Origin of the sequence: Photobacterium minamisatsumaniensis (genome assembly GCF_050336695.1) — a bacterium.
Classification (GTDB): Bacteria; Pseudomonadota; Gammaproteobacteria; order Enterobacterales; family Vibrionaceae; genus Photobacterium; species Photobacterium minamisatsumaniensis.
This window is the reverse complement of the sequence record NZ_JAKJSI010000046.1, coordinates 1-13,873: the sequence shown is the minus strand read 5'-3', so window position 1 is coordinate 13,873 and position 13,873 is coordinate 1. Positions and strand designations below refer to the sequence as shown.

16 protein-coding genes and 1 pseudogene are annotated in these 13,873 nt (G+C 42.0%); 15 read left to right on the top strand and 2 right to left on the bottom strand.

Annotated features, from left to right (window positions below):
• The first annotated feature begins 34 nt into the window (after positions 1–34).
• The 12 genes from phnE (at position 35) to L4D78_RS22385 (ending at position 9,482) form a co-directional block, all read left to right on the top strand.
• Positions 35–817 carry a phosphonate ABC transporter, permease protein PhnE gene (gene phnE / locus L4D78_RS22440; RefSeq protein ID WP_428468985.1) on the top strand — a complete coding sequence of 261 codons (783 nt, stop codon included), beginning with the start codon at positions 35–37 and terminating at the stop codon, positions 815–817.
• Between the two features lie 84 nt (positions 818–901).
• The gene (gene phnF / locus L4D78_RS22435) at positions 902–1,597 is read left to right on the top strand and encodes a phosphonate metabolism transcriptional regulator PhnF (RefSeq protein WP_428468984.1); all 696 of its coding nucleotides are present in this window, start codon (positions 902–904) and stop codon (positions 1,595–1,597) included.
• The gene (gene phnG / locus L4D78_RS22430; RefSeq protein WP_428468983.1) at positions 1,598–2,056 is read left to right on the top strand and encodes a phosphonate C-P lyase system protein PhnG; all 459 of its coding nucleotides are present in this window, start codon (positions 1,598–1,600) and stop codon (positions 2,054–2,056) included.
• A gap of 28 nt (positions 2,057–2,084) precedes the next feature.
• Positions 2,085–2,693: a phosphonate C-P lyase system protein PhnH gene (gene phnH, locus L4D78_RS22425; RefSeq protein ID WP_428468982.1), complete on the top strand. Its 609-nt coding sequence runs from the start codon at positions 2,085–2,087 to the stop codon at positions 2,691–2,693.
• Positions 2,684–3,778: a carbon-phosphorus lyase complex subunit gene (locus tag L4D78_RS22420; protein ID WP_428468981.1), complete on the top strand. Its 1,095-nt coding sequence runs from the start codon at positions 2,684–2,686 to the stop codon at positions 3,776–3,778. Before phnH ends, L4D78_RS22420 begins: the two co-directional genes overlap by 10 nt.
• A complete protein-coding gene (locus L4D78_RS22415; RefSeq protein WP_428468980.1) occupies positions 3,779–4,684 on the top strand; it encodes an alpha-D-ribose 1-methylphosphonate 5-phosphate C-P-lyase PhnJ in 906 nt (301 codons plus the stop codon).
• Between the two features lie 11 nt (positions 4,685–4,695).
• Positions 4,696–5,514, top strand: coding sequence for a phosphonate C-P lyase system protein PhnK (gene phnK / locus L4D78_RS22410; RefSeq protein ID WP_428468979.1), 819 nt, complete (start codon positions 4,696–4,698; stop codon positions 5,512–5,514).
• 14 nt (positions 5,515–5,528) lie between these two features.
• Positions 5,529–6,275, top strand: coding sequence for a phosphonate C-P lyase system protein PhnL (gene phnL, locus L4D78_RS22405; RefSeq protein ID WP_428468978.1), 747 nt, complete (start codon positions 5,529–5,531; stop codon positions 6,273–6,275).
• 21 nt (positions 6,276–6,296) lie between these two features.
• Positions 6,297–7,433 (top strand): alpha-D-ribose 1-methylphosphonate 5-triphosphate diphosphatase, encoded by a 1,137-nt coding sequence (gene phnM, locus L4D78_RS22400; protein ID WP_428468977.1) that lies wholly within the window; start codon positions 6,297–6,299, stop codon positions 7,431–7,433.
• A 40-nt stretch (positions 7,434–7,473) separates the two neighbouring features.
• The gene (phnN, locus tag L4D78_RS22395) at positions 7,474–8,034 is read left to right on the top strand and encodes a ribose 1,5-bisphosphokinase (protein WP_428468976.1); all 561 of its coding nucleotides are present in this window, start codon (positions 7,474–7,476) and stop codon (positions 8,032–8,034) included.
• 34 nt (positions 8,035–8,068) lie between these two features.
• Entirely contained in the window at positions 8,069–8,878 is an 810-nt protein-coding gene (gene phnP / locus L4D78_RS22390) for a phosphonate metabolism protein PhnP (RefSeq protein WP_428468975.1), read from the top strand.
• Positions 8,832–9,482: a DapH/DapD/GlmU-related protein gene (locus L4D78_RS22385; protein ID WP_428468974.1), complete on the top strand. Its 651-nt coding sequence runs from the start codon at positions 8,832–8,834 to the stop codon at positions 9,480–9,482. Before phnP ends, L4D78_RS22385 begins: the two co-directional genes overlap by 47 nt.
• A gap of 56 nt (positions 9,483–9,538) precedes the next feature.
• On the opposite strand, the gene L4D78_RS22380 is transcribed toward L4D78_RS22385, so the two are convergent.
• Positions 9,539–10,003, bottom strand: coding sequence for a prepilin-type N-terminal cleavage/methylation domain-containing protein (locus L4D78_RS22380; protein WP_428468973.1), 465 nt, complete (start codon positions 10,001–10,003; stop codon positions 9,539–9,541).
• 261 nt (positions 10,004–10,264) lie between these two features.
• Complete coding sequence (locus L4D78_RS22375; protein WP_428468972.1) at positions 10,265–10,987, bottom strand: MaoC family dehydratase; 723 nt, start codon at positions 10,985–10,987, stop codon at positions 10,265–10,267.
• Positions 10,988–11,545: 558 nt separating this feature from the next.
• On the opposite strand from L4D78_RS22375, the gene L4D78_RS22370 reads away from it, so the two are divergent.
• From L4D78_RS22370 to L4D78_RS22360, 3 genes and pseudogenes are all read left to right on the top strand, one after another.
• Entirely contained in the window at positions 11,546–12,676 is a 1,131-nt protein-coding gene (locus tag L4D78_RS22370) for a serine hydrolase domain-containing protein (RefSeq protein WP_428468971.1), read from the top strand.
• A gap of 87 nt (positions 12,677–12,763) precedes the next feature.
• A pseudogene (locus tag L4D78_RS22365) lies at positions 12,764–12,970 on the top strand (alternative ribosome-rescue factor A); the annotation flags it as partial.
• 384 nt (positions 12,971–13,354) lie between these two features.
• The gene (locus L4D78_RS22360; protein WP_428468970.1) at positions 13,355–13,558 is read left to right on the top strand and encodes a hypothetical protein; all 204 of its coding nucleotides are present in this window, start codon (positions 13,355–13,357) and stop codon (positions 13,556–13,558) included.
• Positions 13,559–13,873 lie beyond the last annotated feature (315 nt).

Below are 13,873 nucleotides of genomic sequence, written 5' to 3'. Positions count from 1 at the left end.
AAACATGGCTCTTACTGCGGAAAAGGACAAATAAATGCAAACTCAACTAATGATGCCACAATCTAAGCTATCAATTAAAAATGCAGTGATAGCAGTTATAGTGCTAAGTGTATTGATGTGGGCTTGGCGTGGTGCTGAAATGGCACCGATGATGTTTCTTGAGCACCCTGAAAATATGGTTCAATTGCTCAATGACTTCTTTCCGCCGGACTTTACTGATCTCGAGTTATACCTATCAGAAATGCTAGTGACGATTCAGATTGGTATTTGGGGCACACTACTGTCAATTTTGCTGGCGATACCGTTTGGTATATTGAGTGCTGAAAACTTAATGCCTACATGGGTGACATTTCCCGTTCGCCGTTTAATGGATGCACTACGTGCCATTAATGAAATGGTGTTTGCCATGTTGTTCGTTGTAGTGGTGGGGTTAGGGCCATTTGCTGGTGTAATGGCATTGTTTATACACACTACTGGTGTATTGGCAAAGCTGTTTGCCGAAGCAGTAGAAGCGGTTGAGCCAGGCCCGATAGAAGGGATTAAAGCAACAGGCGCTAATTCTTTTGAAGTAATCTTATACGGCGTTATTCCGCAAGTATTGCCACTGTGGATTTCATATTCGCTCTATCGGTTAGAATCAAACATTCGCTCAGCAACGGTTGTTGGTATGGTCGGTGCTGGTGGCATTGGCGTATTGCTTTGGCAATCTATATCTGGCTTCCAGATGCAACAAACGGCAGCCATTATGTTTATTGTGATTGTTACTGTCAGCATTATTGATTTTGTTTCCCAAATTATTCGTAAGAAATTCATTTAACCTTCATAGAAGATTAATGAATAAATAAAAATTTTACGTTTACATGTCTAGATAAGTGAATGGGAAATAAAACAGGGATGATTCATGCGAGTGTATTTAGAAATTGCCAAAAAACTGGAGGATGACGTTCGCAATAAATACTCTCACGGTGATTATTTACCATCAGAGTCTAAATTGGCAGAACTCTTTTCGGTTAATCGCCACACCGTAAGGCGTGCGATTGATGAATTGGTATTTGCTGGTTTAGTAATGCGACATCAAGGTAAGGGGAATATGGTAGTTAGTCAGCCAGCGGATTATCACCTTCATGCTGGCGCCCACTTTACTGGAAACCTGTTAGAACAAGGCTCACTGCCTCGATGTGAGGTATTGAAATCTCGCACTATGCTAGCTAGTGAGTCGTTAGCAAAAAAATTAAATTGCGAACAAGAGAAGAAGATTATTCATATTCGCACGTTCCGGAAAATAGATGGTGTGCCACGTACCGTCATTGACCATTATTTACCTGAATATACGTGGTGGCCAATATTAAAGCATTTTAAATCAGGGTCACTGCATCAGTTTTTAAAAAAAGAATTGGGTGTGGATTTAATCAGAAAAAGTACGCGGCTTAGAGCGCAAATGCCAAGTACGGAATATTGTCGACTACTACAAATTAATTCCAACATACCATTACTGAAAATACGAACCACGAATGTCATTAAAGGAACTGAGGTCATTGCTGAATATTCCAGCTCAAATACCCGTTCTGATGTCATTGAATTAGTCATGGAGCACTAAATGGATACGACTGACCAGAGAAAACACTGGATGTCAGTGCTAGCGAAAGCAAGCTTTGAAACACTGGAACAACATTGGAAAGCATTGAATGCAATACAGGCACTTCCGCTTGAATATCAGACTATTCGCCCAGCTGAAATTGGTCTTGCGCAAGTGAGGGCCAAAATGGGAGGAACAGGTCGTCAGTTCAATATTGGTGATGTCACGATAACAAGAGCAGTTGTGCAAATAACCAGTGGTGAATTGGGTTATAGCTACCTGCAAGGACGGAATAAACAACATGCTGAACTTGCCGCTGTTATCGATKCTTTGCTGCAAACCAATCAGTACCGAGAAGTCATTATTAATCAGGTGATCACACCATTGGCTGCAGACAAAAAAGAACAAGAAATACTGGTTCAACAACAAGTTGCAAGTAGTAAGGTTGACTTTTTCACCATGGTGCGTGGCGAAGACTAAAAGCCGAAAAGGATTAACGGAGAAATACATGAGTAATATTACCTCGGCTTTTACAGATGCCGTTCACGACAGCCAAGCTTGCTTTCGTCGATTGCTAACTGCAATGTCAGAACCTGGTGTAGTGGTAACACTTGACCGTTGTCACGGCTTTGGTTCGATGATGTCTGCGACAAGCCAAGTACTGCTTGCTATGGCGGATAATAGTACGCCGCTTTGGCTATCAACATCGCTGAGTCAAGACGCTTCGGCAACTGAGAATATCCATTTTCATAGTGGTGCAGTCACCAATGCTGCGCCGAATAAAGCCAATTTTGCCGTTATTGCCAAACAAGATCTGGCTACATTGAACCTTGATTCACTGTCTTTTAACGAAGGTGATGAAGAATATCCAGATCGTAGTACGACTGTGATTATTGAAACTGACAGTGTTGAAGCAGGTGCAAGCTTTGTATTAAGTGGACCAGGTATTCAAACCCAAACAACAGTCAAACTTGGTGATTTACCGACCTCATTAGTAGACCGTCTTTGTGAGCAGGGCAAACAGTTCCCACTAGGCTTAGATTTTATCTTTGTGTCAGGGCAACAAGTCGTTGCTATTCCACGTTCAACATCGGTGGAGGTTTCATCATGTATGTAGCAGTAAAAGGCGGTGAAAAAGCAATCAGTGCCGCACACCAACTTCAGGCACATAAACGTCGTGGTAATCCAGAAGTACCTGAGTTGCAGGTTAGCCAGATTAGTGAGCAGCTGACAGGTTCAGTTGATAGGGTGATGACCGAAGGCGGGATCTACGATAAAGAGTTGGCAGCGTTGGCAATTAAACAAGCCGCTGGGGATTTAGTTGAAGCCATCTTCTTGCTACGAGCTTATCGCACAACATTGCCACGTTTGGCTGTGTTGATGCCTGTTGATACCTCTGCGATGAAAATAGAGCGACGGATCTCTGCCACATATAAAGATCTGCCTGGCGGGCAGTTATTGGGGCCGACATATGATTACACGCATCGCTTACTTGATTTCAGCTTGCTCGCTGAAGGTGAATATCCTGCTCCAGAGCGTATTCAAACCGAACAAGAGCCCTGTCCACAAGTGCTGGGTATTTTAGAAAAGCTTGATTTGATGGTGACAGAAAACGACGACGGTCAGTTACCAGAAGATATTACGATGGAGCCAGTTAACTACCCGTGTGATCGCTCGGCTCGCTTACAGCAGTTAGCCCGTGGTGATGAAGGTTACTTACTCGCACTTGGCTATTCAACTCAGCGTGGTTATGGCCGAAATCACCCATTTGCGGGTGAAATGCGCTCAGGAAAGGTGACGCTGTCACTGTGTCCGGAAGAGTTAGGCTTTGATATCGATATTGGTGATATCGAACTGACTGAGTGCCAGATGATTAATGGATTTATCGGCAGTAAGCAAGAAAAAGCAAAGCTGACAAGAGGCTATGGCCTGACTTTTGGTTTTACCGAGCGCAAAGCCATGTCAATGGCACTGGTTGATAGGGCGCTACAAGGTGCAGAGTATGGTGAACCTGTTGATGGCCCTGCGCAAGATGAAGAATTTGTCCTTGCCCATGCCGATAACGTTGAAGCCGCAGGTTTTGTTTCCCATCTGAAGTTGCCGCATTACGTTGATTTCCAAGCAGAGCTGGAACTATTGCGAAAAATGCATAAAGAGCACGACGAGATGATGGCACAGAAGTCAGATAGTGAGGGGAAATAAATGTCTCAGGTAAGTAATACAACGTCTCAAAAAACGCAAAACTCAACCAATCATGGATATAACTATGGTTATCTTGATGAGCAAACGAAGCGCATGATCCGCCGTGCACTCTTGAAAGCAGTGTCAATACCAGGCTATCAAGTACCGTTTGGTGGGCGTGAGATGCCAATGCCTTACGGCTGGGGAACTGGCGGTGTTCAATTAACTGCAGCGATAGTAGGGCAAGACGATACTTTAAAAGTGATTGACCAAGGGGCTGATGACACCACAAACGCGGTATCAATTCGGTCGTTTTTTAAGACGGTAGCAGATGTGAAGACGACAGAAACCACAACAGAAGCATCGATTATTCAAACCCGCCACCGTATTCCAGAAATTACATTACAAAAAGATCAAATCTTAGTTTATCAAGTGCCAATTCCGGAGCCGTTACGATTTATTGAGCCACGAGAAACAGAAACGCGAAAAATGCATGCGCTTCAAGAGTACGGGATCATGCACGTCAAATTGTATGAAGACATCGCGCGCTTTGGTCATATCGCAACAGCTTATGCTTACCCCGTAAAAGTTAATGACCGTTACATTATGGATCCGTCCCCGATCCCGAAGTTCGATAACCCGAAAATGGATCAAATGGCCGCACTGCAGTTGTTTGGTGCTGGACGTGAAAAACGTATTTACGCCATTCCGCCTTACACCAAAGTGCAAAGCTTGGACTTTGATGATTACCCATTTGAAATTCAGCAATGGGATGAGCCGTGCAGTATTTGTAGTGCAACAGACACCTTCCTTGATGAAGTGGTTATTGATGATGAAGGTAATCGTGTTTTTGTGTGCTCTGATACTGATTATTGTCGTCAAAATAATGAACAACAAACACAGCAACAATCAGCGCAGGCGCAATAGGGTAAGACGTAATGAATGATGGAATAAAAACAGTGAATAATCAGGAACAGCCGCTTCTTTCAGTCAAAGACCTCACTAAGCTCTATGCGCCGGGGAAAGGTTTCTCATCGGTGTCATTTGACTTGTATCCCGGTGAAGTACTTGGGATTGTTGGTGAGTCTGGTTCAGGTAAAAGTACATTATTGCAGGCCATCTCAGGGCGTTTAGCGCCGGATGATGGTGAGGTTTTGTATTTACGAGGAAATGCCGTTTCACAAATCAGCCAAATTGAAGATTTGTATGCCATGGCAGAAAGTCAACGACGCCATCTATTACGTACAGAGTGGGGCGTGGTGCATCAGCATCCAATGGATGGCCTTAGAGGTCGAGTATCGGCTGGGGGGAACATTGGTGAGCGTTTGATGGCGGTTGGTGAAAGCCATTACGGAGAAATTCGTCAGAAGGCGGAGCAATGGTTAGGTGATGTAGAAATTCCAGCTGAACGTATTGATGATATGCCAACAACGTTTTCGGGAGGCATGCAGCAGCGTTTACAAATTGCTCGTAACTTGGTTACCCATCCCAAATTAATCTTTATGGATGAACCTACTGGCGGGCTTGATGTGTCGGTACAAGCCAAATTACTGGATTTATTACGCCGGTTAGTTACCGACTTAGAATTAGCTGTGGTGATCGTAACGCATGATTTAGCCGTTGCCCGCTTGCTTGCTCACCGTTTGATGGTAATGAAGCAAAGTAAAGTCGTTGAAACAGGGTTAACAGACCAAGTGCTTGATGACCCACAACATCCATATACCCAGCTACTGGTTTCGTCGGTATTACAGAATTAAGGGAAGTATTAGACATGAATAAGCCAATGATAAATGTAAAAAATGTCACTAAGACCTTTATTCTGCATAACCAAAACGGTATTGAGCTTCCTGTTTTAACAGGCGCAGAATTAACGGTTAATCAAGGAGAGTGTGTCGTACTTCACGGTCATTCCGGATCAGGTAAATCGACGTTGCTAAGAGCGTTGTATGCCAACTATGTCATTGATGAAGGGTCGATAACGATCAGTCATCATGGTGAATGGGTCGACCTTGCTACAGCAACACCTCGCGCTATTTTGAATGTTCGCCGCGATACTGTTGGCTGGGTTAGCCAGTTCTTGCGGGTTATTCCTCGTATCAGTGCGCTAGAGGTTGTGATGCAACCGATGCTAGAAATCGGTGGCTGTCGTCAAGAGGCAGAACAAAAGGCAGCAACGTTATTATCACGTCTGAATGTACCTGAGCACTTATGGCATCTTGCTCCAGCAACTTTCTCTGGTGGTGAACAGCAACGTGTGAATATTGCTAGAGGCTTCATTGTTGATTATCCCGTATTGCTACTTGATGAGCCAACAGCCTCACTCGACGCAACAAATAGTGCTGTCGTTGTGAGTTTAATTGAAGAAGCCAAAGCCCGTGGTGCCGCGATTGTGGGTATCTTCCATGATGAAGAGGTCAGAAGCCAAGTGGCAGATCGTCTTTATGATATGGAATCGACAACGACTGCACCATCAGTTGCAGTAACACAGCAAGAAACGGCGACGAGTCAGGTTGCTTAATAGTCTGAGAAAGGGAAAACAATGATTATTACCAATGTACACCTAGTACTTGAAGATCAAGTCGTCAATGGCTCTGTTGAGTTGGAAAACGGTGTTATCAAAGCAATGTCAGATACACCAAGTCAATTACCCCAAGCTTATAATGGTGAAGCGGGTTGGTTGATGCCGGGGTTAATTGAGCTTCATACTGATAATTTAGAAAAGTATTTCACGCCTCGTCCTAAAGTGGATTGGCCACCTTTTTCTGCTATGAGTGCTCACGATGCGCAGTTGATTGGTTCGGGTATTACCACAGTGTTGGATGCCGTTGCTTTGGGTGACTACCGAGAAGGCGGAAAACGACAAGATAACCTCGATCATTTAATTAATACGGTTGTCGAAAGTGAAAAACGTGGTGTTAATCGCGCAGAACATTTTTTACATCTACGCTGTGAAGTCCCACATGAAACCACAGTCGATATGTTTGAACGTTATAGGGATGTGCCTGCCGTTCATTTAGTATCCTTGATGGATCATGCGCCAGGGCAGCGTCAGTTCGTCAATGTTCAGAAATACCGTGAATATTATCAAGGAAAGTATAAGTTCAGTGACGAGAAAATGCATCAGTTCGAGGCTGAGCAAAGAGCGCGTTCTGAGCGTTGGTCAGCCATTAACCGTGCTGAAATTACTCGCCAGTGTCGTGAGCGTAGTATTCCAATGGCAAGCCACGATGATGCAACATTTGAACATGTAAAAGAGTCGCATGACCTTGGTATGGTTATCGCGGAATTTCCAACAACGGTAGCAGCTGCGCAAGCATCTCATGAACTCGGTTTGCAAGTTTTGATGGGCGCACCAAACGTGGTTCGAGGTGGATCTCATTCTGGAAACGTGGCTGCTCATGAACTTGCCGCACAGGGTGTGTTAGACATTTTATCGTCAGACTATTACCCGAGTAGCTTACTCGATGCTATTTTCAAATTAGCGGAAGATGATCGTAATAGCCTTGATTTAGCTGCAGCCACCAAATTAGCAACATTGAATCCAGCTCAAGCGCTGCAGCTTAATGATCGCGGTGTGATTGCCGAAGGAAAACGCGCAGATTTAGTGTTGGCGCATCACTTGCATGATCATACTTATGTGACCCGTGTTTGGCGTGAAGGCCGTCAGGTGTTTTAGATTCAGTATCACTTGTGATGACAAAATAGGGAGGGTGAGAGTGCGAAATAAAAGCGCAAGGCTATTTTATGTAATTGGTGCATCCGGTGCAGGGAAAGATAGCGTATTACAAGCAGCACGTGAATTGTGGCCAGGTAAAATGATGGTTGCTCATCGCTATATTACACGCGCTGCAGAAGCGGGTGGCGAGAACCATGTTGAGCTTTCTGCTGCCGAGTTTCTTCAACGTAAATCGCAAGGCTTTTTTGCTATGGATTGGCAGGCAAATGGTTACAGCTACGGTGTGGGAAAAGAAATTGATATATGGCTGTCGCAAGGTGTCGATGTGATTGTCAATGGTTCGCGCGCCTACCTTGATACAGCAATTACTTTGTATGGCGATAAACTTATTCCTGTCATGATTGATGTAAAGCCTGCGGTGCTAGAGCAACGGCTTTATAAACGAGGACGAGAAAGTGACAGTGAAATTGTAAAGCGGATGGCAAGGGCTGAGCAATATCGCCGACAATGCCCTGAAGAAGGGGTTGTTATTGATAATAGCGACACGTTGGAAAGTACCATGAAGCAATTTGCTAAATGCCTTTCTATCAGGGAAGTCTGACGTTACCCATTACGAAAGTGTAGGAAGTGGAAAAATGAAATTAACGGCGATAGGGACAGGAAACGCTCGTCAGTTACCTGTTTATGGTTGCAGTTGTAAAGCCTGTAATAGAGCTAAAGTTGAACCTCAGTATCGCCGTGGAAAAACGTCGGCAGTATTGAGCGTAAATAACAAACAATTATTGATAGATGCCAATGCCGATAATTTGCTCACTCGTTTTCCCGCAGGCGAAATCGATAGGATCCTACTGACTCATTATCATATGGATCATGTTCATGCGCTGTTTGATTTACGATGGGGAGTGAATGTATCAATACCTGTTGATGGGCCTGATGACCCTACGGGCTGTGATGATCTGTTTAAACATCCGGGAATTTTAGATTTTCAATTACCGAAAGTGGCCTTCGAGCCTTTCAACTGGCAAGGTATTTGTATTACACCATTGCCGATGATCCATTCAAAACCTTGTATGGGGTATTGCTTTGAATGGCAGGGGAAGCGAATAGCGTATTTGACCGACACTGTCGATCTGCCTGAAAAGGTTAAGCAATGGCTATTGGAAAACCCAGTTGATTTGGTGCTGATTGATTGTAGTTTTCCTCCTGTTAGCCGAGATGTTGGCGAACAGCCACAAAACCATAATGACGTTATTCTTGCTAAGCAGATTCAATCTTCATGCAATGTGGCAAGAATGGGGTTGATCCATATTGGTCATAGCTTTGAAAGCTGGGCAATGGATAACCCTCAATATTTTAACCACACCTTCTTCTTAGTTTCCGATGGACAGGAATTCAATTATGGATACGCCAACATCTCAGCCGTTATCACCGACACTCAGCGCTGAGCCAAAGGTGGCTGATAGCTGTCAAATGCATAATACCCAGCTTGGCCGTTGGGTCGAGATAAGTGATCGCTGTGTTCTGAATAATGTCGAAGTAGGGGATTATAGTTATATCCAAAATGATTCAAATTTGATGTTTACAGAGATTGGTAAATTTACTTCCATTGCTGCCAGCGTAAGGGTGAACCCAAGTAATCACCCTTGGTGGCGTCCAACATTGCACCACTTCACTTACCGCCCAGGAAAATACAAACTTGGAGAAAACCCTACCGATCTCGATGACTTCGCGTGGCGGGCTGAAGACAAAGTATTAATTGGGCATGATGTATGGATTGGTCATGGTGCTATTATCTTACCGGGTGTAACTGTCGGTAATGGTTCTATCGTTGGAGCGGGTAGTGTCGTGACTAAAGATGTCGCGCCTTGGTCGATAGTTGTTGGTAATCCTGCGCGTGTATTGAGACTTCGATTTGATGATGAGTCGATAGGGGATCGCCTTAGTGCATTAGCTTGGTGGGATTGGCCTGATGAAAAGATCGCTCAACACTTGCCACTTTTCCAACAAGATGCTGAATCATTTATTACCAAGTTAGAGGCCATTGCTTAATGGCCATAATTGTAAGATGACTAATATGTGCGCCTCATAACAAGGCGCGCAAGTTTTTAGCAGCCACTGTCTTTAAATTTAACAATGTACATGCCTGTATTAACAGCATCGGTATAACTGACGAAACACTGATTGTTGAGTGATTCAGATTGATTAAATGAGATAGAGGCGGTACGGCCGTTACTGTCATCCCCTCTATTGGTGATGAAAAGGTCATCATCAATATCAAAAGCCCTTTTTACGTTATCAATATGAGCGGTTGGATACCCATTGCAGGTATAAATATCATCAATGAAAATGAAACTGTTCTCGACAGTTGCATCTTCGCTAATACTGTAACAACGCGTCTCTGAGCTATTAACCAGTGATTTTGTATAGACTATTGATGACATAGTGTGCATATTGCTTACCACTGTCTGTAATGTTGCACGTCTTGCATCTGATTGAATATTGAGCATTTTCAAATATGCGGTTAACGAAACTATGGCGAGGACTGTAATGGCTATAACAAGTCGAATCATTGACTTCCCTTTGTAATTTTTAAAAATCATTCAGGCATTAGTCTGGTGAATGATTTATTGTTTTACATTTGTTTCGAATATTGTTTTATTGTGTGGGATTTAATAGTAAAAATATGCTCGTGTAAAGTATTGATAGCACTTTTTATTTGCGAGAAGGCGATTGGATAGGGAGTAACGTATTTGCGGATTTTTTTAGCATGCAAATAAAAAACCAAAGGCATGGCCTTTGGTTCTAAAATGAGGGTGTGAACTACGGTATATCTAGAAGTGCAAGCGGATCACAGATTCTGCTACACAGCCAGGGCGGCGTACACCTTCGATTTCAACCGTTAAAACTTGCACAATTTCTAACCCGCGCTTGATTGGAGTAACAGACTCAATTTTAGTCGTTGCACGTACGCGGTTTCCTGCTTTTACAGGGTAAGGAAAACGGACTTGATTCAGGCCCATATTGACCATCATTTTAGCCGTTGGAAATTTTTGCTTTTCTGGGTCAACGCTGTCAGTTAATACCGAGAGCAGTGATAAGGTCAAAAAGCCGTGAGCGATGGTGGTCTTAAACGGTGATTCAGCAGCAGCGCGTTCAGGATCCGTGTGAATCCATTGGTGATCACCAGTAACAGCAGCAAAGCTATTAATACGGTCTTGATCAACGGCTAACCATTGGCCTGTATGAATCACTTCACCAAGCGTTGCTGTTAGTTCATGGTAAAGAGCTTCAGCCTCAGGTTTCATGACAATTGTCATTTCTTTTGGTGCTGACTCGGCTTTAGGAGAGGGATGATCAACAGGTGATATTTCAGCGACATCATCATTAGACGCCGATTTTTTTTCAGCAATCAAAAGGCCTAATTGCGACTTATTCGCTTTATTAACAAAATCAAGCCAATGTTCACGAAGAGATGGAGAGAGTAAATCTTTTAGCTCAAACGAATGCAATGACAGACCATCACGTTTTTGCATTAAAAAATCGACAACTTTCATGGCTAAACCTTAATAAATACTGTTCATAACTGGAACAAGGCGATGTATTGTAATGATTAATTAAAATAAGAAAAGAGAAAATGTGTCCCAGATCTCGCTTTTAGTCGAGCTACGGTACATCATACCTTTAAATATCAGTATGTTATTCAATATTGGTGATTAGTGTAAAAGCGCTAAAAATGCTCATTAAACACACTGTTCTATCATTACATTAAGAGATAAACTTATTTTCAGCGTACACGTGTACACGTTTGTTTTTATTTTCTAAGCCATTCAGCGTACATGTGTACATATATTTTTAGCTAACGCTTGTACGCTGAGTTAAATAGCGAATTTTTCTTCCTAAATAAAAAATACACTATTTTTTATGATTTAAAAACAAAATAATCATAGCTCAAAATGTAATTTTTTTCTTGAACGGTGACTAAATAATACAAAATTATCCTGAAATGAAGTGTCATTAGCCTGCTATTAATCGCGTAAATTCTCAATTGAGAGAAAAAGGGAAAGCATTACCAGCAACTACGCTTAGTGTGGGTGAATGGTGAGGTGTTTATCGTGAGCAAGTTATGTAAGGTGCTGTGGTTCGCTGCTTTAATAACGATTACAAATCAGAGTGCCGCGGCTGATAATGATGATATAGCACTTAACCTTGATACTTACGTTAAAAATGCTGTGAAAAAGGGCATACCGGGAGCATCTTTAGCTGTCATTATCGATGGTAATGTACGTTTATTAAGAGGGTATGGCGTTACGAAGACGGGAGGAGCAAAAAAAGTCAATTCAGCCACGGTGTTTCCTTTGGCGTCTATTTCTAAAACATTTGCCTCGGCTGCAGTGTCTATATTGGTGAATAAAGGCATATTAGAATGGGATACCCATGTTATTCCTTATCTCGATAACATAGAGTTCAGCGATGCTGAACTCGGCAGTGAAGTGACTTTGCGCCATTTGTTGTCTCATACTACTGGGTTGGTACCTCAAGCATATTCAGACTTATTAGAAGATAATGTGAAATATACGCGCATTTTACAGATGCTTGATCGCGTTAAATTTGTTTGTGACCCTGGCAATTGCTACGGCTATCAAAATATTGTTTATAATCTCAGCGCTGAAATGTTGGCACTTGCCTCTGGCATGGATTACGCCACTTTTGTGAAAGAAAACGTATTCATCCCGTTAGAAATGGATCATGCCTCATATGGGCTGGATGCTTTTAAAGCGACGAAAAACCGTGTTGTACCTCATGTAAAAGTGAAAGCGGGTTTTGCGGCGGTTAAGCCTGCACCTTATTATTATCGAGTACCAGCCGCTGCAGGTGTGAATGCCAGTGCGCAAGATCTTGCTAAATGGATGCTGGCGCAATTTGGCCATAATCCAACAGTCATTCGGCCATCTTCATTAGGTGTAATGCATAAGCCTCATATTCGCGCAAATCAATACCGATATCGTAAACAGCTTAGTAATGTATATTATGGGTTAGGGTGGCGTACGTTTGATTATAAGAAGATTAAAGGCTTTGTTCATCATGGTGGTTGGGTGAAGGGAATTCGAACTGAAATGTTATTTAATACAGAAACGCAGACGGGGATTGTCTTTCTTACAAACTGTGAGACTGATGTAGCGCGTGAAATTGTCCTGCATTTCTTGAAGCTTTATAAGGCACATTATCAACAGCAAACAAGCTAACCCTAGTCAACAGTAGCATGAACGCGTTAAAATGCTGTGTTTGACAACGAGGTTGTCAACCATAAACAAGATCATAGAGGATACACGATGAGTAAAAAGCGTAAATTACAGCTGGTAGAGGCTTCTCCAAGCAACGGTTACCATGATACCGATTTAGGCCGCGGTATAATTAACGACAATGCGTTAAAAGCCGCAGTGACAAGTAAATTGTTTCATACTCGCATTGTGAAATCGAAGAAGGGCAAAGGAAGCTTTCAACGCAAAGGCAAGCATTCAGGACGAGAGTCCTATTCAATAGCCGCTTAATTTAGCCATTATTGAATAGGACTTTTTCTATCTTTTTCTTCTCACAATAACGCTATTGTGTTTCTCCTCATTATTTGCACATTTCATCCCCAATCCTTCCATATTCAATTCGTATCATTTAAATCAAATCAACAGCACGGGACAGAGTGATGTTATTGAAAGTGATATGCAGTATTTCCATCATCTTTCTTTTTGGATGTCAAAATGAAAATAGACAGAAATTGGAAAGTCGTTCGTATCGTGCTGTTACGGTGAAAATGACTGATGTACTGTCTGATTGTGAGTGTTTTGATAACCTTGGAAAAATGATCAGTTGCAAGATTTTAGGCAAATTTCACATTGAAGAATGTATTGAATGAGAGGAGAAAGAGGATGACGAAGTATATAGGCTTATTGATATCGTTTTTTAGTATATATCTAGCCGTTGAAATAGAGGATATTTTATTGATTTCTTTCTCACTACTTGGTTACTTTTCCATTGTTTTAGGATTTATTGTTGATTCAGTGTCGAGTCAGAAAAAAAAGGAAAAAATATCATCAACAGCTGTTTATAGTGATAAGTGGTTTATAGAGTAGTTTAACCTTCCTCTTTTTTGTATAACAAGGATAGATATGATTATGAGAACTTTTTCTTTAATACTTTCATTTATATGCTTAATACTGTCATTATTGTTGGGTAACATAGCAGTTACAGCATTATTTATGATTGGTTTTATGCTTTTAATGATTATTGCATTGATAGAGGTCAGTAGTCTAAGAAAAATGAAAAAGCAAATTTACTTTATATATTATTGATTCATCAGAATAACCATATTTAAATAATGTCTAATAAATATTGAATAATGGTTATAATTAAACTATTACATACTGATTATTAAGAGTCATTAAATG